The organism is Paenibacillus sp. FSL H7-0737 (assembly GCF_000758545.1).
GTDB lineage: Bacteria > Bacillota > Bacilli > Paenibacillales > Paenibacillaceae > Paenibacillus_AQ.
Genome location: NZ_CP009279.1, coordinates 5956250 through 5978998, shown reverse-complemented (window position 1 = coordinate 5978998; position 22749 = coordinate 5956250). Strand labels below are relative to the sequence as shown.

Annotated in this window: 14 protein-coding genes; all 14 read left to right on the top strand. The window is 44.2% G+C overall.

The window, feature by feature from the left end; all coding sequences use genetic code 11:
* The 14 genes from fabD to H70737_RS26020 all read left to right on the top strand — a co-directional run bounded on the left by fabD (position 1) and on the right by H70737_RS26020 (position 22572).
* Positions 1-1278: an ACP S-malonyltransferase gene (gene fabD, locus H70737_RS26080; protein WP_042191997.1), complete on the top strand. Its 1278-nt coding sequence runs from the start codon at positions 1-3 to the stop codon at positions 1276-1278.
* A gap of 38 nt (positions 1279-1316) precedes the next feature.
* Positions 1317-6089, top strand: a complete 4773-nt coding sequence (locus H70737_RS30025; RefSeq protein WP_052404431.1) for a type I polyketide synthase — start codon at positions 1317-1319, stop codon at positions 6087-6089.
* Positions 6090-6109: 20 nt separating this feature from the next.
* Positions 6110-10978 (top strand): type I polyketide synthase, encoded by a 4869-nt coding sequence (locus H70737_RS26070; protein ID WP_042191995.1) that lies wholly within the window; start codon positions 6110-6112, stop codon positions 10976-10978.
* 11 nt (positions 10979-10989) lie between these two features.
* On the top strand, positions 10990-12933 hold the full coding sequence (locus H70737_RS26065) for a beta-ketoacyl synthase N-terminal-like domain-containing protein (RefSeq protein WP_052404430.1): 1944 nt from the start codon (positions 10990-10992) through the stop codon (positions 12931-12933).
* Between the two features lie 27 nt (positions 12934-12960).
* On the top strand, positions 12961-13893 hold the full coding sequence (locus H70737_RS26060; protein WP_042191992.1) for an ABC transporter ATP-binding protein: 933 nt from the start codon (positions 12961-12963) through the stop codon (positions 13891-13893).
* 10 nt (positions 13894-13903) lie between these two features.
* The gene (locus H70737_RS26055; protein ID WP_042191990.1) at positions 13904-15025 is read left to right on the top strand and encodes an ABC transporter permease; all 1122 of its coding nucleotides are present in this window, start codon (positions 13904-13906) and stop codon (positions 15023-15025) included.
* Entirely contained in the window at positions 15022-16125 is a 1104-nt protein-coding gene (locus tag H70737_RS26050) for an ABC transporter permease (RefSeq protein ID WP_042191988.1), read from the top strand. The genes H70737_RS26055 and H70737_RS26050 overlap by 4 nt, the downstream gene beginning before the upstream one ends.
* A 181-nt stretch (positions 16126-16306) precedes the next feature.
* Complete coding sequence (locus H70737_RS30020) at positions 16307-17113, top strand: CPBP family intramembrane glutamic endopeptidase (RefSeq protein WP_052404429.1); 807 nt, start codon at positions 16307-16309, stop codon at positions 17111-17113.
* 119 nt (positions 17114-17232) lie between these two features.
* Positions 17233-17460, top strand: a complete 228-nt coding sequence (locus tag H70737_RS26040; protein ID WP_042191987.1) for a hypothetical protein — start codon at positions 17233-17235, stop codon at positions 17458-17460.
* Positions 17461-17669: 209 nt separating this feature from the next.
* The gene (locus H70737_RS26035; protein ID WP_042191985.1) at positions 17670-18590 is read left to right on the top strand and encodes a polyprenyl synthetase family protein; all 921 of its coding nucleotides are present in this window, start codon (positions 17670-17672) and stop codon (positions 18588-18590) included.
* 146 nt (positions 18591-18736) lie between these two features.
* Positions 18737-18910, top strand: a complete 174-nt coding sequence (comX, locus tag H70737_RS30890) for a competence pheromone ComX (protein ID WP_156113188.1) — start codon at positions 18737-18739, stop codon at positions 18908-18910.
* 29 nt (positions 18911-18939) lie between these two features.
* Complete coding sequence (locus H70737_RS26030; RefSeq protein ID WP_052404428.1) at positions 18940-21321, top strand: ATP-binding protein; 2382 nt, start codon at positions 18940-18942, stop codon at positions 21319-21321.
* Entirely contained in the window at positions 21299-21955 is a 657-nt protein-coding gene (locus H70737_RS26025; RefSeq protein WP_042191982.1) for a response regulator transcription factor, read from the top strand. Before H70737_RS26030 ends, H70737_RS26025 begins: the two co-directional genes overlap by 23 nt.
* Before the next feature lie 89 nt (positions 21956-22044).
* The gene (locus H70737_RS26020) at positions 22045-22572 is read left to right on the top strand and encodes a DinB family protein (protein ID WP_081951215.1); all 528 of its coding nucleotides are present in this window, start codon (positions 22045-22047) and stop codon (positions 22570-22572) included.
* Positions 22573-22749: the final 177 nt, after the last annotated feature.

Genomic DNA, 22749 nt, shown 5'->3' with positions numbered 1-22749 from the left:
ATGGGCAAAATCGCATTTTTATTTGCAGGTCAAGGCTCTCAATATGCTGGAATGGGTAAAAATTGGGTGCCGTTATATCCCGAAGCTCAAGAAGTATATGAAGAGGCAAACGAAGCTGCTGGATTCGATCTAGCTAAGCTGACTTTCGAAGGCAGTATAGAGGAACTAACCCGTACGGAGAATACGCAGCCTGTTTTAGTGGCCATGAGTGTTGCCGCTTATCGCGTGTATATGAATAGAATCGGCGCCCAGGCGGATCTGATGGCTGGACATAGTCTTGGAGAAATTTCCGCATTAGCTTGCGCCGGTGCGATATCCCTGACGGATGCCATCCGAATTGCCCGTAAAAGAGGGCTGCTAATGCAAGCCGCAGCAGCCGATGGAGCAGGAGCCATGGCTGCGATCAGCGGAGTGGATCAAGCAGAGATTGAAAAACAATGTTCGTTGGCATCGCGGGATGGATGCTCAGTTGCTATATCCAATATTAACGCTCCTTCACAAATTGTGATTTCAGGTAATAAAGAAGCAGTCCAATCGGCGATTGAAGCTTTAAAGAGTATTGGAGGACGCGCAGTTCTTTTAAAAGTGGGGGGACCCTTTCACAGTTCATTGATGGCACCAGCAGCAGAAAGATTCTCCGAGGAGCTGTTGAAATACAGCTTTAAGAAAGGGCCGTTTGGAACTCCAGTCCTCTCGAATATCTCTGGTCGTCCTTATGAAGGTGGAGAACAAATTGTTGCCAATTTAGTGAAACAGATAGTCGCTCCGGTTCAGTGGGTTGCCAGTATGAAATATTTGGCTGAACAAGGGGTCACCACAGCGATTGAGTTTGGGCCAGGCGCCGTACTCACTAATCTTATGAGCAGAACAGCGCCTGAAATACAAACCCTCTCTTTTGATAAGTCGCCATCCCTTGAAGTAATCAAGGAGACCATTGAGCAGGTTCAAACCGTTCCAACATCAGGTTCTCGGCCAGCTTTATCACTGCTAGCTCGAAGCCTAGGGATTGCTGTCAGTACTAGAAACCGCAATTGGGATCAAGTAGCCTACAAAAAGGGAGTATCTGAACCCTACAAACAAATTCAACAACTGCAAGAGAAACTTGAGCAGGAAGGAAGAGAACCTAGTTTAAGTGAAATGAAAGAAGCTGTGCTTATGCTGGAAAGCGTGTTTAAGACCAAGGGCACACCGCCAGAAGAGGCAGTGGAAAGATTCGAGCAGCTGTTCGCAGAGACGGGTACCGGCCATTTATTTCAGGATTATAAAGTAATGGTATGAGCGTAGGCTGATCACGGGACTAGATGGAGGTGAAGGGCATGGCCAACAATGATTTTAAGTTTGAAAGCGGAAGGCGGAAGAGAGATACGGAAGCTTCCAGACCCGGAACAAATAGAACGGATCAGGGATCCAGACGGGATATTGCAGTGATCGGGCTCTCCTGCCAATTCGGGAGCTCTAAGAATCGCTATGAATACTGGGATGCTTTAAGCACCGGAAAAGACCAGATTGGACCTTATCCACAGGAACGAAGAGCCGATGCTGAAAACTATCTTAGACATTTTATGAATGCTGATGACGCAAAGAAATTAAACTTTTCTGAAAAAGCATATTTGGAGGAAATTGATAAGTTTGACTATCAGCTATTCGCTATTTCTCCTACAGAGGCAAGTTTGATGGACCCGAATCAGCGACTGTTTCTAGAGGCAGTGTGGGGGGCCATTGAAGATGCCGGATACGGAGGTAAGAAACTGGTAGGCAGTAAAACCGGGATTTATGTTGGATACTGCAATATTTCATTGGAAGAATACTTACGCTTTATAGAAATGGCGGATCCTTCTCTATTCAACATTTCCATCCCGGGAAATATTAAGTCCATTATCGCGAGCAGAATCAATTACTTATTCGATCTTAAGGGTCCGAGCATGTTGATTGACACCGCTTGTTCTTCGTCCTTAACAGCGGTTCACATTGCATGCCAAGCTATACGTAACGGAGACTGCGATTTGGCTGTAGCAGGTGGGGTGAAGCTGAACCTGATTCCGGGAGTGAAGAGTGAGAACGAAGATATTGGTATCAGCGCTTCAGATGGCAGAACCCGAACTTTTGACGACAGCTCGGATGGTACGGGAGGCGGCGAGGGTGTGGGAGCCATACTTCTGAAACCTCTGCATCAAGCCATGCTCGATGGCGACGATATCTATGCGGTCATTAAAGGCAGCGCTATTAATCAGGATGGCAGCTCGGTGGGGATTACGGCCCCTAATTCTGCCGCACAGGAAGCTGTGATTCTTAAGGCGTGGGAGGATGCCAGAGTTAATCCTAACACCATTACTTATATCGAAGCACATGGAACAGGCACGAAGCTGGGCGATCCGGTAGAAATGAATGGATTGGAGCGTGCCTTTCGCAAACATACGGATAAGAAGCAATTTTGTGCAATAGGCTCCGTGAAGACGAATATTGGACATTTAGACGGTGCGGCAGGCATGGCGGGCATGATTAAGGCTATTCTTTCACTTCATTATAAAAAGCTTCCTCCTAGCCTGCATTTCAAACGCCCGAACCGGAGCATACCCTTTATCGATTCCCCCCTTTACATTAATGACCGCCTAATGGAATGGGAGTATGAAAAGGGGCCACGGAGATGTGGAGTCAGCTCTTTCGGCTTAAGTGGCACGAACAGTCATGTCATTCTGGAGGAGGCACCTCCTGTAATTCATAAATCTTGCGCATCTGGGGAGCGATTGTTGACACTGTCGGCGAAGAGTAAGGAAGCTCTCAAAGCTTTAGTTGGACATTACGGTGAGCACTTGCTGGCCGAACCGGAAGTTGCACTGGAAAGTCTATGCTATACAGCAAATACAGGAAGAGGACATTACAATTACCGTTTAGCGCTGCTTTTGTCGGATAAGGAGGAACTTCGGGATCTTATACAAATTCTGCTGAATCAAGATCCAGAGAACGTTAATTCTCCCAGAATTTATTACGGAGAGAGCAAACTGATCTCCCAACTGAAAGAGAGCAGAGAGCAGGGCGAAATCACTAAGGAAGATAAACACCGCCTGACTTGTGAGGCTGAGGAATGGATCATCCGCTTAAAACAACATGCAGATACGGCTTCTCTTGCCGCATTGGCTAAGGTATACACGAGAGGTGCTGAAGTGGAATGGGAGCATCTGTATGAGGGGCAAGAAATTCACAAGACGAGAGCTCCTTTATACCCATTCACTAGAAAAAGATGCTGGATAGAAAGTAAAGGTCACCATGAGCGCAGACCTGCTTCTGAGAAAACCATTGGTCATCCTCTATTGGACAGATGCTTAGCTAAGTCGATAGATACTCAAATTTACTCCACGATATTTAGTATCGAAAGACATTGGGAGCTTCGCGAGCATGTGCTTGGAGGGCATTCTATCCTTCCTGGAACATCTTATATTGAAATGGCCCGTGAGGTAGGTAGTCAGTATTATGGAAGCCAGAATATCGAGCTGAGAAATGTCCTCTTTACACTACCTTTAGTCGTGGATCAGGACGAAGAGAAAGAGGTTCAGACCAGTATTCGGATGTTCGCTGACCATCTGGAATTCACGATTGTGAGCAAAGCGCGACCGGAATCGGAGTGGGTGAAGCATGCCGAGGGATTTATTTATCCATTAGCTAGCGGGAAACCTAAGAAGCTGGATATCAGCGAGATTCAGCAGCGTAGTCTCCACCAATTGATCATCGATGATGAGGCCCTGGCAGGAGCACTTGTGCACACTGGTCCTAGATGGAGAAATATTCGCAAGCTTTATATTGGTGATGATGAGGTACTTGCGAAGCTAGAAATATCTGAGGCTTATGTGGATGAGATGAAGAAATATTATTTATACCCATCCTTGCTGGATGGTGCGGTTAACGCTGCTAATGGTACTGCGGGAGAGGGGCTGTACTTACCACTTCACTACGAAAAAGCCAGATTCGCAAAAGCAATCCCTGGTCGATTCTATAGTTATCTTAGGAGAAAAAGCATGTCCAAGGCCAGCGACGAAGTAGCAGCCTTTGATATTTCTCTGGTGGATCTAGATGGCGAAGTCTTCGGCGAGATTGAAAACTATACGATTAAGAAGTTGCATGAGTTCGAGACGAAGCTGCAAGAGATCTCAGGAAAGCAGAGTAAATATCATGAGATTTGCTGGATACCCAAACCGAGAGATGCTCAGCTGACCGAAACTCAGACTCAACCAAAGCGAATGATCATGTTGGCGAATGACAGCTCTATTTGTCAGAAGATGTCTAGGTATTTAGAATCCTCCGGGATAGAGGTTACGCAAGTCCTTCTCGGAACAGTGTTTCAGCAGATTGATGGGAGAACATTTATACTGCCTAACACGCAGGAAGGATTTGCACAATTGCTTCAGGCTACCAAACATCTATCAGCGGACAAAATCATTCACGCTTGGGGTTTATCGGAAGACGAGAGCCCGGCAAATGTGGAGCAAGTGAATGAACAAATACAACTGGGCGTAATTAGCCTCTTTCACTTATCTAAAGCTTTAGCGGGTACAAAGAGGGGAAGAGAGATGGAGCTTATTGTTATGGCTACTGAAGCTTTTGAAGTGAACGGTGAGGAACAAAAAATCCATCCTCATCATGCCTCACTCTTTGGGCTAGCTAAAGTAATCAGCCATGAAAATAGCAAAATTCCAGTTCGCTGCGTAGAGCTCGATGGAGATGAGTCTGTATCCGCAGCCAGTGCAGAGATACTTATGCCTAAGCAGGAATTCACTTCGTCTTATCGAAATGGCGTTCGTTATGTAGAGCAGTTCACTGAACTTCAACTTCACCGGGAACTTGAGAATGGATTGAAGATCCGACCGGGTGGAGTATATGTAATCACGGGTGGAACAGGAGGTATTGGGCTTGAGATAGGTAAATATCTTGCTTCCTTCGGAGATATAACCATTATTCTCTTAAGCCGAACCGCTTATCCAGCGAAAGGGCATCAACCGGAACTGGCGAAACAGAAATTGCAGGCTGGATATCATCGGCTGCTAGACGCAGTGAGAGAGATGGAGAGCTGCGGAGCTACAGTGGAATGGATGTCAGTAGATATTACGGAAGAGCACCAGCTTGAGCCTACGCTTGAACATATCCGCGCGAAGTATGGAACGCTGAGCGGCATGATCCATTGTGCAGGTGTAGCTGGGGAGGGTTACATCATCCGCAAAGAAGTGGAAGAAATGGTGAGAGTGCTTAAGCCCAAGGTACAAGGGACGTGGCTGCTCGACAAGCTTACGGAGAAAGATCCATTGGATTTCTTTATTCTCTGCTCATCCTTGACCTCGGTCTTTGGCGCACCTGGACAGAGTGATTATACCGCCGCGAATGCTTATCAGGATGCGTACTCATTTTTCAGAAATAAGCAAGGTAGAAAGACCCTCACCATTAATTGGGCAGGCTGGAATGAAACCGGAATGGCTCTGGACTACGGTGTCAGCGAGAAGGCGGGCATGTTCAAACCCTTAACTTCTGCAGAAGGGATTCTGGCCTTAACAACTATCGGCAGCTTAGAGCATCGACAGGTGCTTGTAGGTGAAGTGAATGATTCGATTTTTGCTGAATCGATTCCATTTCTTCCGGTCAGCTTATCGCCTGCGCTGAATGCTAAATATAAACGAAGTCATACGAGCAGTAATAATTTAGAGCAAGTTGATAACCTGGATGCTGCGATTACGATCAAAGGGAAGGATCGAGAGGCATTAACTCCAACTGAGCTTCGCATCGCAGGCATTTGGGCGAAGGTTCTTGGCATGAGTGAAATCGACATCTATGACAAGTTCTTTGAGATTGGTGGGGATTCTCTTCTGGCTTCACATCTGCTGAAGGAAGTAGAGAAGGTATATCCCGGTGTTATCGACATTACGGATGTATTCATTTATTCAACCATTCTAGAAATGGCAGGCTTTATTGAAAGCAAGACCGTTCCTGCAGTTATCGAAGGCGTGAATGTAAGCAGTAGCTTTGAGGATAACATTGATTTCATATTGGAGCGGCTCGCGTCTGGTAAGCTTGCTGCGGATCAAGCGGAGGCCTATATACAGGACTAATATTGTGAGGAGATGGGAAGATGCAGCAAGTTAAAAAGTATATTTTGGAACAAGTAGCTGGACAAAATCTGTCACAAAAAGATGCTAAAAACCTCCTATTAGAAATACACAATTCGGATAACAAGCAAAATAGTGATGTTGCAGTCATTGGGATTGCTTGTAATTTTGCAGATACAGACTCTCCAGAGGCTTACTGGAATCACTTAGAGAACGGGGAGTCCTGCATGGTGGAATACCCGGAAGAACGCAGAAAATATTTTTCTCCTCTAAGTGATAACGCCCATTATGCGGAGTTCCTTGGCCAGAAGCTGATGTCAGAGGAAGAGAAAAAAGAATCACAGAGTGTTAAAGCTGGCTATATCAAGGATATTGAAATGTTCGATGCGGGATTCTTCAATATTCCTCCACGCGAAGCACGTTTTATGGACCCTGCACAGCGACTGTTCTTGCAAACTGCATGGAGTGCTGTTGAAGACGGAGGGTATGGCGGAGATCGTATTGTCGGTACCAATACTGGTGTCTATGTAGGAAGAGACTGCACCTCTGGAACGTTCTACCGCTTCTTGACGGAACCGGACCCTATGCATTTGACGGGGACATGGGAAGGCATACTGGCTAGCCGGATTAACTATTTGTTCAATCTGCGTGGACCGAGCATGGTGGTCGACACCGCCTGCTCTTCTGGTCTGGTGGCTATTCACACCGCCAGTCAAGCCTTGCGGAATCAGGAGTGCGATATGGCAATTGCCGGCGGAATTTCCGTGGGAACCTCTGCTCAAGGCAATACTGAAGACGGAAGTGATGACGTACTTAGTTCGGTGGCCTCCACGGATAACATCGTCAGAACCTTCGATAAGAAATCTACAGGTACAGTATTTGGTGAAGGTGTTGCAGCACTGCTGCTGAAGCCGCTACAAAAGGCACTTGCGGATGGAGATCATATATATGCCGTAATTAAAGGCAGTGCAGCGAATAATGATGGTGCTTCCAACGGAATTACTTCTCCTAATCCAATCGCACAGGAGGAAGTAATCACCAAAGCTTGGGAACAGGCTGGAATCAACCCTGAAACCATTGGCTACATTGAAGCACATGGCACGGGAACCTTGCTTGGAGATCCCATTGAGATCAAAGGCCTGAGCAATGCGTTCCGTAAGAAGACGACTAAAAGTCAATTCTGCGGGATCGGTTCAGCCAAGACGAACATGGGACATCTGGTTGGTGCATCTGGTGTTGCCGGGATTCTGAAGGTGATCTTAAGTCTTAAGAACAAAAAGATACCAGCCAGCCTCCATTTCGAGGAGCCGAATCCACACATTCCATTCACGGATTCCCCACTGTATGTTGTTGATCGACTCACAACTTGGGAAAAGGGGGAACATCCTCGCAGAGGTGGTGTGAGCGGGTTCGGATTTAGCGGTACGAACTGCCATATCGTGCTGGAGGAGGCACCGGAAAGAATTGAATCGAGCAAGGAAGCAGCAGATGAGCAGCAAATGCTGACGTTATCCGGTAAAAGCAAAGAAGCGTTGGTGCGTATTGTCGATCGCTACAATAAATACTTAGCAGGTTCACCATCGGCCAGTCTAGCCCAAATCTGCTACACCTCTAATACTGGCCGCGGGCATTTCGATTACAGATTGTCTGTTGTTGCCCGAAGCGTAGAGGAGCTTCGCAGCAAAATAGCCTGGGTACACCGCGAAGGCTTAGAATCAATCCAAGATCAGCCGGATATCTATTTTGGCAAACATAAGGTGGTCTCTGATAAGAAGAAGCTGAAGGATGAAGGTGAAATTTCTGAAAGCGAGAGACGGATTCTTACGGAGAAAGGGAAGCAAGTTACCCTATTTCTAACGAAAATCCATACGGAGCCTGAGATGGTTAATCCCTACCACCAGCTAGGAAAGCTCTACGTAGAAGGAGCTATGATCGACTGGTCTATCTTGTATCAAGGTCAGGCGATACAGAAGGTGAGTCTACCGGTATATCCATTTGAACGAACTCCTTACTGGGGAGAGATTAAGGTCAGTAAGTTGAAGGTAGCAGCGGAACCTGTGAAAGAGGGGAATTATCCTTTGATTGACCGCTGTATTCTCAAGTCCTACAAACAGGAGATTTATTCGGTCTCTCTAAACACAGAAAAGCACTGGGTGCTGAAGGACCACATGCTATTTGGTACCTGCATCGTACCAGGCACCGCTTATGTGGAAATTGCCAGAGAAATTGGGAAAAGATATTATCCGAACGGCGGTCTGGAACTGAAGGATATCATCTTCCTTTCCCCAGTTTCGGTAAGAGAAGAAGAGAACAAAGAAGTACAGTTTATCGTGCAGAGGGAACGGGATCATCTCCACCTGATCGTAGCGAGTGAAGCGAAGCAGGAGGAAGAAGCTGCTGGAACGTGGACCGCCCATATGGAGGTAGATATTTATCCGATGTCTGATGTCCAAGATGTATTTTATCCTCTGGAGCAATTACAAAATCAGAGCGGACGCCGTGAGTTGATTGTCGATAATGATGCATTAACGAACAAGAGTGGCAGAGTTACCTTCGGTCCAAGATGGCTGAATGTAGTGCAAGTCTACTTAGGAGAAAAGGATGTTGTTGCCGAGCTGAACATTCCCGAAGCCTTCGTTTCGGATTTGGAGCAGTATGGATTACATCCCGGCATGCTCGACAATGCCGTTAATGCCGCTACACAAAGCTTCGGTGAGGGTATGTATCTTCCTCTCTCCTATAAGAACTTCAAGTTTTATAGAGCAATGCCTGAACGCTTCTATACCCATATCCGCAAAATTGAGAAAGAGTCTAAGAACAAAGAAACTATCAAATTTAATATTTCTTTGACAGATATGAACGGCAAAGTATTCGCAGAAATCGAAGAGTACACGATTAAGCGAATTCAAGTGAAACAATTTAAAGAATCGAACCAGCTTCATCATTACTACAAAACATCATGGGTAGCTGCTCCGATCATGGAAGAAGCTCCAGCTTTCGCTTCCGGAGAAAAGATTCTCATTCTTAAACAAGATTCAGAATTTACGCGGTCACTAATGGCAGAATTGCATAATAAGGGCATGAGCATCGTTGAATCGCAGTGGGGAGAGGCTTATGAGCAGATCGATGATAACCATATCATCATTGATGGTACGGAGTCTGGATATCGCCGGATGTTCGAAGATCTGGCTGGTAGTGGAACTCTTAAAATCATTCATACCTTGTCATTAGCTGGAGAACAACAAATCAATGAACTCTTTGAACTGAAGCAAGCCGTGAAGCAAGGGGTAGACAGCCTTTACCATTTGAGCCGAGCGTATGTTCAGAGCAAAGTAAAACAGGAATTTGAACTTATCATTCTTACAGATAATGCTCATGAAGTGAATGGGGAAGAACGTGTTATTCATCCGCATAATGCTGCATTGCTAGGCTTATCGAAGGTAGTGGCTCAGGAGTTCCCGGAACTTTCCTGCCGCAGTATCGAAATAGACCCGAACACTTCGGTTGAACGTGTTATTGCTGAGATTGGAACCACAGCTCCAAGCTTTCGGGTAGCTTATCGTGAGAACGAGCGATATACCGAGCAATTGGGCCATGTGGATTGGGATCAAGTCAAGTCGGAGCCGGTGGAGATTACGGCTAATGGTGTCTATGTGATCACTGGAGGTACTGGTGGAATCGGGTTGGCACTGGCACGCCATTTGGCCTCCAAACAGCCGGTTCGTTTAGGCTTAATTAACCGGTCACAGCTGCCAGATAAAGCAGACTGGGCAACTATTATCGAACAAGGCGAACAACAGACCCTTGTCAACAAATTATTGAAGATCCAAGAAATTGAGAAGCTGGGATCCGAAGTGTTGTGCTTCAGTGCTGATCTTAGTAACGAAGATGAGGTAACGGAAGCTTTAAGTACCTTGCGTCATAAGTTCGGAAGAATCAACGGAGTATTCCATGGGGCAGGTGTAGCTGGTGACGGATTCCTAATTCGCAAAGAGAAGGGAAACTTTGATGAAGTTATTCATCCGAAGCTGTATGGAACGTGGCTGCTGGATCATTTGACAAGGGAAGATCAATTAGATTTCTTCATCAGCTTCTCTTCCATCGCTACCTTGTTCGGTTCAAGAGGTCAAGGCGATTACACAGCAGCCAACAGCTATCTGGATACATTCTCCTCCCAGCGCCGCAGAGTGGCAGGCAAAACAGCCACAGTAAACTGGCCAGCTTGGAGTGAGGTCGGAATGGCAGTAGACTACAACATTTCTGAGGATGTAGTGCTCTTCCGATCCGTGAATAATGAGCGGGCTTTTGAAGTGATCAGCCAGCTCCTAGAAACGGATCTATCCAATGTGATCCCTGGTGAAATCAATCTTACGCTACTCTCAGCGATCGAGCCGCAATTACCGATGAGTCTGTCTCGCTCTTTACGAAAAATGCTCAGCAAACATCAGCAGCATGCGGGGGCGGCAGGGGGTTCCGCAACACCACAACCTCTTGGAGAAATCACCTTTAGTGGGAAGGGTGAAGATGAATACACCGAGACTGAACGCACCATTGCCTATATCTATGCTCGCGGTCTAAACATGCCTGTGATCGACATCTATGAGAGCTTCAACGCGATGGGTGGTGACTCAATTATGGCCACCGAGCTGTTAAAGTACATCGATCGTGAATACCCAGATCTCGTTGATATTTCTGATATGTTTACCTATTCGAATGTAGCAGAGATGGCGGAATATATCGATACCAAACGAGGGGTAATCCAACCATCTACCGCGCCTGAGAATAAGGATGCTACAGAGGAAGAATATCTGGATCAATTACTTGGGCAGTTTGAGACCGGAGATGCGGATATGGCTAGTGTCCTTGAGTTTATCGCCGCAGATTTGGAGTAAGGAGGGGGAGCATGAGTGAGACGGAGGTTATCAATCGCAAAATCCTGGAGCTTCTTCAAAAAGGTGAACTCGATAGAGGTACAGCCTTAACTATGCTGAAAAAGATGGCTCCAGTTAACCGTGACATTGCGATTATCGGTCTGGCTTGTAAACTGCCGGGTGCTGACCATCCACAGCAATTCTGGAGCAACATGGAGAATGGTATCTCCTCGGTTGTTCCTTTCCCGAAAAGCAGAAAGCAGGACATGGATGTCTTCCTTCCGGAGCATCTACGTGGCAGTGATCCTTATTTCAGTGGTGGATATTTAGAGAATCTGGATCAATTTGATGCTGAATTCTTCCGGATTCCTTCGAAAAAAGCAGAGAGCATAGATCCCTATCAAAGACTCTTTCTAGAAACAGCCTATGAAGCGCTCGAAGAGGGGGGATATGGGGGAACAAAGCTCCATGGCAGTAAGACTGGTGTATATGTTGGCAATGATCATACCCATCGAATGTTGTTTTCTTACTTGGATGTTCAAAGAACGAGGGATGCAGATACGCTCTTAGGCTCATGGACAGGAATTCTGGCCAGTCGGATCTCAAATTATTTGAATCTTAACGGTCCTAGTCTAGTTGTGGATACCGGTTGTTCTTCCGGCATGGCAGCCGTACATACGGCCTGCCAAGCCATTCGGAATAAAGAATGCACTATGGCCATTACGGGTGGTATTAATCTCTTTCTGTATCCTATCGTTCAGAACAGCATGCTTGAGACCAGCAAAGATACTACGCGAGTCTTTGACCGCAGTCCTGGAGGGGTAACCTGGGGAGAAGGAGTAGTAGTTCTCTTATTGAAGCCCCTGCAGAAGGCCGTACAGGATAGGGATCACATTCATGCCATCATAAAGGGCAGTGCTCTCAGTAATAATGGAAGCACAAGTAAACTGGCGGAAATGAGCGCAGAGGGAATCCGAAATGCAATTACTGATGCTTGGGAAGATGCCAAGATAGATCCTGAAACGATTACCTATTTAGAGGCACACGGACTCGCGACAAAGCTTGGCGATTCGATAGAGCTTAGCGGAATCACTTCTGCTTTCAGAACACGGACAGATAAGAAACAGTTCTGTGCGATAGGCTCTACGAAAGGAAACATTGGTCATCTGGTTGCCGGTTCAGGTGTTGCCTCCTTGCTCAAGGTGATCGGTGCACTTAAGCACAAGACGCTACCTCCAAGTGGCGGCTTTCAAGAGCCAAATCCCTTTATCCCATTTGTTCAGTCTGCCGTTTATGTGAACGATCGAAAGGTAGCTTGGGAGGTTGAAGGCACTCCGAGAAGAGCGGGAATCAATTCTTATGGCTATAGCGGAACCAACTGTCATCTAATTGTGGAGGAAGCTTTCAGTGACAATAGCAGCAAAGAGGTTGCGGTCTCCAAAACAACTTCGCCAGAGAAGGAACAGCGTCTGAAAACGCATATCTTCACACTTTCAGCCACTAACGAGACTTCGCTGATCCGATTGGTGAACGCGTATATCTCCTGGATTGAGGATCACCCTTCAAGCGCTATAGGAGACTTATGCCATACAGCCAATACAGGGAGAGGTCAGCATGAGTACCGTTTGGCTATTCCAGTTACGAGCCTAGAGGAACTGCTTATCCGTCTTCAGGAGATCATCAGCAGTGGCATAAGGTATTTACGGGATAAGGGAATATACGCAGCAGGATCATCTGACACTGCGATCACCGAAAGCCAGAGGAGAAAACAGTCGGAGGCAGCAAACCTGCTTCTCCAAGCAGCATTGCAGGATAGAAAGGCACCCGTAGAACAGACGGAAATTGCGCGGGAGATCTGCCAATTATTCGTTAACGGAGCCGTACTGGACTGGAAGCTATGGTATAAGGATTCAAGCTGGAACAAGCTGAGCGTGCCGGTGTATCCCTTTAACCGTACTCGCCACTGGGCTCAATAATCAATTATCTAAGAGGAGTGAGAGTTAATGATATTGGAACTGAATGGCATCGTAAAACGCTACCAGAATAAAACGGCTGTAAATCAAGTAAGTCTGACGGTAAAAGAAGGCGAAATCTTCGGTCTGCTAGGCCCGAATGGTGCAGGGAAGACAACTTTGATTAGTACTATTTGTGGATTGAGTGATCCTGAAGAAGGTGAGATTCTTCTGTTTGGCAAAACGATGAAATCCGCAGGAACGGAAATCAAAAAGCAAATCGGTGTTGTTCCGCAGGATATTGCCGTAATCCAAGGGCTGACTGCCTACGAGAATGTAACGTTTTTCGGCAAGCTTTATGGATTGAAAGGAAAGCTTCTTAAGGAAAGGGTAGAAGAAGCATTAAATTTCACAGGATTATGGGACCGCAGAAAGGATAAGCCGGGCAAATATTCAGGAGGCATGCAGCGCCGATTAAATATTGCTTGTGCGATCGTACACCAGCCGAAGCTGATTATTATGGATGAACCCACGGTTGGCGTAGATCCCCAGTCCAGAAATCATATTCTCGAATCTATCTGCGAATTAAACCGGAGAGGCTCCACTATCATTTATACCTCCCATTACATGGAGGAGATTGAGGAGATTTGCAGCTCCATTGCCATTATGGATGAAGGTCGTTTAATCGCTTGCGGCACTAGTGAAGAACTAAAGGAACAAATTGCGAATGAGGAAAAGACTTTTATCGAAGTGGCTGCGACGAGTCAAATGTTTGCAGACAGTCTGAAGAATGTAGAAGGCGTAACTGAGTGCTTGGTAGATGAGAACAGGATTACAGTCGTTTCGACAAAAGGCAGCAATAACTTGACCCGTATGATTGAACGGTTAACCAGCGCACACGCCGAGATTATTACCATAGGTGTTGAGCGACCTAGCCTGGAAAGCGTCTTTCTTACTCTAACCGGAAGGACCCTTCGGGATTAGGAGGTACCTTATGAACATTTTATATATCGCGTATTACACGATCATCACGAACGTTAGGGATTACCGGACGTTTGTCAAAAGATTGTTTATGCCGCTGCTGATCACACTAATTCTAGGAACCGCGCTGCAAGGGGTTTTTGAGCCAACTAAGCTGGAAAAGACCTCCGTCGTATACTACAACGCGGATGCAGGGGATGTCTCCCGTAATTTCGATGAGTTTCTTAAGCTCGAAGCGATCACCACATTGCTTAACGTCAAAGAGGTGAAGAGTGAAGAGGAAGGGATGACGAGCGTAAAAGATGGCGATGCTTCCGCATTCATCTATCTGAATCAGGATTACTCGAAGGCGATTATGGATAAGAAAAAGAGCGCTATCTCTATCTATAGCAATAACGTGAAGAACAGCCGGGTAACGATTGTACAGAACATTGTAGACAGCTTTATCATCGGTGCTAATACTACAGAGGCACTTGCTAAGCTGGATTCCAAAATGAATTATGATGCCAAGTCTGGAGGGATAGAAGAGGTTCCCGTTTCTGTTGGTGGTAAGACACCGGGATCTATGGACTATTATGCAGTAACCATGCTCATGCTTACCCTGATGGCAGGGGCATTATACGGTAGTGATGAGATGTCACAGGACTTCACAGGCGCGCTTGGACGTAGGCTTCGCAGTTCGCCGATGAGACCTATGCAGCATTTTGTGGGTAAGATCATCGGTTGTGTCACCCTATTGTTCGTGCAGGCTATGATCGTCTACTTCTTTACTAAAGTAGCATTTGATGCGAACTGGGGAGCAAATCCAGGAATGATTATGCTGGTGGTGCTGACACTGGCCGTGCTTTCAACTGCCTTGGGAGTTATGATCAGCATGTTGTCTAAGGATCAGGCACGCTCTACATCTATTCTAAATATGCTGGTGCCGATCATGACTTTTATTGGTGGAGGATATGTCAAGCTAGACCTTGAGCAGCTCATGTATTTATCGCCTAATTATTTAGGGCAGACGATTATTTTCAATAATATTTATGGAGGTACAATAGGTTCGGCCTCATGCTTTATTGCCTTATGGACCATTATTGCGGTAATCTTTATCATTTCCGGATGGGGAGCTAGGAGGAAGTTAGCATGATTATATTCCAAAATAATCTCAAGCGGTTGTTCAAGAAGAAGGGTAAGCTTATCACCATGTTGGTTATACCTATTGTGTTCACAATGATTATTATCGGAGGTTCCGTACAGCAGAGTAAATATAAGGTTGGTATTGCCGACGAGGATAAGACGCCTTACACTCAAATGATTCAAGACAAATTATCGAAGGACAGTCGGTTGATTGTACTGAAGAAAGAGGATATACAGGATCAATTAATTAATAACAAGATTGATTACGCGATTCAAATCGATCAAGGGCTCACGGAAAAATTGATTCAAGGGCAGGACGCCAAGATTAAGACCTTTAGTGTGGAGGAATCCGATGCGACGCTCCCCATCAAAATGGATATTCAAAGTTTTACTAATGCTGCTGCAAATATAGGGAAATCCTCTGGAGGGAGCAGCGAGAGCTTTTATGAGGGATTAAAGCTCTATCAGAACGGAAGCTTCACTTCCGAACTAAAGGTCATCGAAGACAAGGGGCGGGACCTCAGTCAATCGTTGCGAGCCTTGGGATTTCTGGTCATGAGCATGGTATTCTTGATTACAACTTCTACAACGATGATTATCGAAGATAAGACCTCGGGTGTATACAAGCGTCTCTTGTATTCACCCATGAAACAGAAGAGCTACATGCTTCAGAATATTCTGAGTTTCTTGGGCTTATCGGTCTTCCAGATTCTTATTGTGTTTTATGTCATGATTAAGGGCTTCAAGCTTGATATGGGAACGCATCTCGTAACACTAATCCTTTTCTTTATGTTATTCTCGCTAGTATGCATCTCCATGGGTGTACTAGTCAGCAGCTTCTCGTCAACAACCAGGCAGGCCAATGCGTTAATCGGTTTGATTAATGTTCCTATTTGTATGCTGGGTGGATGCTTCTGGCCAAGAGAAATGATGCCTTCTGTACTGAAAGGAATCAGTGAGTTTGTTCCGACGACCTGGATCCTTATCGCAGCGGAGAAAATTCTGAACGGCAAAGGTTTCTCTTCCCTTTATCTGGAGACGGGGGTATTGCTATTGTTCTTCCTATTGCTCTTCTTGTTAAGCAGTATTCGTAAGCCGAGAATCGTATAAATAAGCTAATCGAATATGCTGGAAAAGGGCCGTGCTCTAATGTGAATGATGTTCACTTTAGAGCACGGCCTTAATCTATTTTTTCTCTATGAATCTATCTTAATGTATAATTCTATCATATTTTGTATATAATGCATGTGTTGCTTATTCAAAATATAATAGACAAGGGTAGGTGAGGAGATTGATCTCGGATAAGAAACAATCCCTGATATTTATTGCCATTGTATGGGCCATGGCGCTTGGCATGCGGCTGCTCCCGGATTCATTACAAGGCATATACGGGTATACTCCGTTTTTTGCGGTGTGTATCATGATGTTTCTCGTTGTAAGGGATGGATACAGTTCGGCAGGCTGGAGAAGGCTGGGCTTTAAATTTAGAGGAGGACAAGAGTACATATTGGCTTTGCTCATTCCCTTATTTTCACTGGGAGCGGGCTATACAGTTTATTGGAGTGGATGGAAATCAGGCTTGATTTCTCCCGATTCATGGATCGAGACGGGTGTTTACTTGGCTGTGTATATTGTGCTTGGTTCGCTGTCCGCCTTGGGAGAAGAAATAGGCTGGCGAGGCTGGCTCCTCCCGCGTTTTCAGTGGATGGGCAGAGTGAGCTCAAGTATAACAATGGGCTTCATTTGGGCATTATGGCATTACCCGGCAATTCTTGGCCCTCGTGCTTATCATTCTTCAGGGAACCGTTATATTGTAGTAGGCTTGTTCACCCTATCTGTTGTTTTTGCAGGAATCGTTATAAATGAATTACGCCTGACCTCAGGCAGTATCTGGCCGGCTGTACTTTTACATGGAACTAATAATGCTGTAGACAGCGTGTTTCGTAATATTTCATCTACTTCGTCACCAATGCTGGAATATATTGCGGGGGAGAGTGGGATAGTCCCCGTTATCATATACGGCGCTACGGCCATCTGGATACTTAATCACAACCGAAGAAAGAAGCGGCAAGCAGCTACATCCGATCTGATGATTTAACGAGCTTTGGATAAACGTAAAAGAATGGCGGGAGATTGCAATAAGGTTTTCGGTGTGAAGCAGCTACTTCTATCATATGATAACGGTATAACACTGCTCATTGAAAAGGAAGTGAGTGTATGCCTAGTTTATCGGATGAGGAGGAGCTGGGTGAGTACCAAGGAGATCTGGAGGATCTATCTACCCGGGAATTATTAGTAGGCACCCGCATGAAGATGGTTTACTCGCTAGTATTACAAATGCTGGGGAAATCACTATTTATGAATCGTCAGAATAATAGTCTCCCACAGGACTACTTGGAGGCTCATCCATCTAAGAAGGATGAGTTGAACGTCAGAGAACCCTAAGCCACAGTAAGCGTCATATTTTTCCTAGTCTTCATTATAGGAAAGGTGGCGCTTTTTTTAATATAAGCATTCTTATACTGTGCACTATTATCTTCATGTCGTTTCTTGTATTTTGAACTATAAGGAATAATATGGGTTAGGGTATATTATTTTCAAAATAATTGTTTTAAAATGGTAAAGTGGTTATTTTCTCAAGGGTGAGGGATCGAATGGAACAACTGAGGGAGAATGTTGAGGCTGAACTACGGGAATTACTCAAAAAATACTTTTTAGTAGGATACCTACATGAGACAGCTGTAGCTTTTCTGGAAGTGAAGTTGAAAGAAACCTTATTGTTCAGCAAGTTATGTGTCATTCACTACCGGATGTTTGCTGGTGAACAGACAGATATTTATCGTGCAGCCGCATCCATTGAGTTAATGATACTCGGACTGGACATTATTGATGATTTGCAGGATCAGGATCAACCCTCCACCATATGGTGCCAGACGCCACCTGAGATCTCCTTAAACATAGCGATAGGCTTCCTTACGCTGGCACATCAAGGTTTACTCGATTGTGACTTTCCGCAGGACAGGCTAATGAAGGCATCCGAAATTATGAATCGGCAGATGCTTACGGCCATCAATGGTCAGACCCTAGACCTTATGAATGAATCCAAGAACGAAGAAGAATACATAAGCATAATTGAACAAAAGTCTTCGGCACTGCTTATTTCTGCCTGTATGATAGGCGTTATTCTCGCTTGCGGGGATTGGAACGAAAAGGTAGCGGTTTATATCAATGAAGTGGGCATTGCTGCTCAAATGAAGAATGATCTCCGTGATTTGCTAAACTGGGAAGAGAAAAATGACTTTTTGCATCGCAAGAGAACAGTGCCTACCTTATATTTACTGAAAATGGCTGCTAATGAGGAACAGGATTGGTTGATTGATTATTTTAACGGTAAAGGCACAACAGAAGGGATATTAAGTCGTAGGCAGGAGATCGAGCAGATATGTAATGATTCTGGTACGTTGTTGTATTCGTCCGCTCGGATGCGTACACATTATTACAAATTTCTAGAACTCGTGGATCAGATGGAACTGGAAGCCCATTGGAAAGAGCTTTTACTTCTTCAGTTAAAATAATTACACAAGCTTCCTCACCGAGACCGCAAGTCCACGCAAGTGTAACCGCAATTAAAAACTGCGGTAAATATCAATCACATTGTCGTTTTACATCCCTATTTCTATTGATATATTGAGAGCAAGAAGAAAAAAGGGAGGAATTAACAATGTTGAAAGAATGGATCCAAGTTTTGTTAGAAGAGCCAATGAAGGTTAATGAGCTTCTGTCGGGAAAACTGCAACTTGCTGGTATGCCAGCTGCTGAGCAGCTAGCTTTAAAGGATACATTTCTTCGTAAGAATAGTAAGAGTGATGAATTCATAACGGATGCCTGGTTCTAAAACATTAAGATCAATTCGGGGGACCTCAAATGTCAGCTAAAATTCGTAATTACATCATAGCGGGATTGATTTGTTTGTTTTCTTTTCTTTTGATTCACTCTGTACAAGTAATATACTCTAATGTACTGCTCGGAGTGGGAATAGAGAAGAATACAGAGGGACAATATGTTATCTCTGAAATCAGCGCGTCTGAGGAAGGCTATAAACAGAATTTACGATTAGGAGATATCATAGTTCAGGTCAATGGTGTAGACGTCGAACTAGCGGATAAAGTGGTGCGGTATAATGTCCTGGCGCAGGTCCAATCAGTGGATATTATCCGCACCTCAAACGAAGGAAACTCCATTCATATGCATGTCAATATAAAGAATGAGTATTCACTTTATCACAAGTTTACACAGCTTGTAGTCCCTGGAGTAACGTTACTTTTTCTAATGATATTAAGTCTCTTTTTGTATCGCAAAAGGGCAGGAGAACGTTCGGCTGAATTGTTAATTTTATTTTTTTTGATGGTGAGCGTAACTTACTTTGCGGGTTATGCCTCAAGCAGATCAGATCTCATCGGTAGGATCACTTTAAGTTGTATGCTGCCTTTAATTCCGGTGGTGTTTATCCACTTTCTCCAAGTTTATCTGAAGCGGTTTAATATCCAATTTATATCTACTTTTCTACTCAAGGTATACTATGGATTAGTCATTCTTCTAAGTATACTTACAACCTTTAGTTTAGTCATATATTCGTGGGATAGATCTTTATATTCCTTTATGCGTCTGTTTGTTATCGGGTTCTTTGTGGTTGGCATCCTATACAGCATATTTAAGCTGTTATCTCTATATATCAATAATCGGAAATCAGCATTTAAATCTATGTTCAAAATTATGCTTACCGGACACGTTCTTGCGTTTACACCGTTTGTTCTCTTCTCTGCTGTACCCATTGTTTTTGGGGTTAGCTTGATTCCTTTCGAGGTCACCACGATCTTCTTATTTTTGATGCCGGTTACCTATTTTTATCTGCTAACTGCTAAACAACTATTTGATATTGATTTTGCTTTTAATCGCTTTAAATATTATCTGTTAATTGCCTTTCTTCCAGCACTAATGATTGTAGCTGTACTTGCGATCATACAGAGTAGGCAAGAATATGATTGGATCAAATGGGTTCAGATGTTCTTGGTGGTTTATTTATCGATTACGGCCTTCTTATTTTTCAAGGAGAAAATAGATTATTATTTCCGACCTAGGCTTTTTCGTGAACTTTATCATTATCAAGGCAGTCTGGAGAGATTCTCCAAGCAAATTTCCAAAGTGATGAAGCGATCTGATTTGGAGGCTGCACTTTACAAGGAAATCAATGAGATTCTACCGGTTAATCGGTCGGCTTTTTTTGAGATAGATGAGGATTTGAGTAATCTCGCACAAATCGTGGACAATTCGGAACAAGAGATCAATATACAATTTGTTTCGATATCTCCAGTTCTTAAAGTAGGCGAAGTAGTCCAGCTTCAGCAGGGGATAGCACTCGTAATCGGTCGTCACAAAAAGAAATTCCACCTTTTATGGATTGATCATAAGAAGAATCACACCAAGTTTAATACAGATGAACTAAATTGGTTAAATACCATTGCAAACTATGCAAGCATTGTCTATGAGAATTTATATCTGATAGAAGGTCTGATTGAAGACCTTGAAGCTGAAATGAAAAAAGATCAACATGCGGCACCATGGGTTCTTCGTCTGATCTTTAACCTATCTGAGAATGAACGAAGAAAGCTGGCGGCGGATTTACATGATTCTGCGCTTCAGGATCAACTCATTTGGCTTCGTAGACTTGAAACGCTAATCTCGGATCATGTTATTCCCAATGAAATCCTACCTGAGTTGCTTCAAATTAAAGAAGGTTTATTAGATGTTATCCATCAAATTCGTGAGACCTGCAATGAGCTACGCCCGCCACTACTAAGAGAGACTGGAATCGTCAAGGCACTAGAAATTTTGTTTGAATATGCTCAGTTACAGTCCAATTATATTATTACCTTTAAATCAAGCCCAATAGGGGCGCTAAGCGAAGATCTAGTGATTGCCCTTTATCGAATTGTACAGGAACTTCTGAGAAATGCCGGAAAGCACGCCAAAGCGAATCAGATTGAGATTGAGCTTGACCAGCAAGAGCAACTCTATTTCCGTTACAAGGATGATGGAGTAGGCATGAATATCTTAGATATTAAAGAATCTTTTCAGCATATGGGTCTGTCCGGAATTAAAGAGCGTGTAGCAAGCTTAGAAGGAGAGTGCCTGTTTAACTCGGAGAAGGGTAAAGGGCTGGAGGTCATTATTTATTTACCGACAACAGCTTTTGCGGAAGGAAAGAACAGAGGAGGCGATGACGATGATACGTATCTTGTTGGTTGATGATCATCCTTCAGTAGGAGAAGGGACTAAAAATATGATTGAGCAGGATGCTGATATGGAGGTTACCTTTGTTTTGTCAGCAATAGAAGCTTTCGATATGCTGGAGAAGCAAGAATTTGACGTGATCTTATGCGATCTTAACATGCCTACGATCAGCGGACTGGAATTCACCAAAAGAGCTGTTCAGCTTGATCCTGAATCAAAAGTGGTGATTTATACCGGATATGAAATCAGTGCACATTATAACCTGTTGATGGAGTCAGGGGTTACAGGATTTATCTCTAAGACTGCATCCAGAGAACAATTATTAAATACGATACGCTGCGCTCTGAGGAATGAGGCTGTCATACCGGTTTCTTTACTCAAACAGCTTCGAAGAAATGATATTAAAATATCGGGCAATCGTGATAATCAGTTAATTGAAGAAGTGTCCATTAATCAAAGGGAACAGGAAATACTCCAGGAAGTAGCCAGTGGAAAAAGCAATAAGGACATAGCCAGCAAGCTCTTAATGTCACAAAGAACTGTGGAGTATAACCTGACGAGAATCTTTGAGAAGCTGAGTGTACATTCCAGATCCGAAGCAATTGTAGAGGGAAAGCGGCTCGGACTTGTTAGATCGGAGCAATTTTGATTTTTGTGTGTCATTACCTGTAATCAAAGCTTCAGAGCCATTCAGATAAGCCTATTTACATTTCCAAAACATGAAGGAGAGCACTCATTATGATAGACATGGACAAAATATATTTGATCACAGATATCCCCGGTTATCCGCCGCAAATTAGTCGCCTTTTATCCATGATGAATTATGCAAGACATACCACATTAGCGGCAGTTAAAGACTTAAGTGTAGAGCAGCTTGACTATTTATTGGATTCGGAGAGCAACTCTATAGGAGCATTATTATTACATTACGCTGCTGTAGAGTATGCGTATCAAGTTGCGACATTTGAGGGAAGAGACTTATCCGAAGAAGAGTTAGCGATATGGGGGCCGGCACTGAACTTAGGGGATGAAGGCAGGGCGATGATTAAAGGACATGATCTTAGCTATTATTTAGACCGTTTAAATGAAGTAAGGGAAAAAACATATGAATGGTTCGCAACCGTCGATGATGACTGGTTATATACAGAAGAGGAATTCTGGCATAACAAACAGGCGAATTACTACTTCATGTGGTTTCATGTATTCGAAGATGAAATTAATCACAGAGGCCAAATTAGATTGATACGAAAAAGAGCGCTAGCTTAAAGAAAGAAGGAGCATGATTGCTGTTCATGCAGAATCATATTACGCGGGACAAGACAACCTCAGTTATTGAAGGTTGTTTTTTTATATGCAAATCATGAAAGTTTTCAGTTCATTATCAGTTCACATAAATTTGTTAGGATAGGAAACATCAAAGGAAGAGATAAAGATCGTGACCCA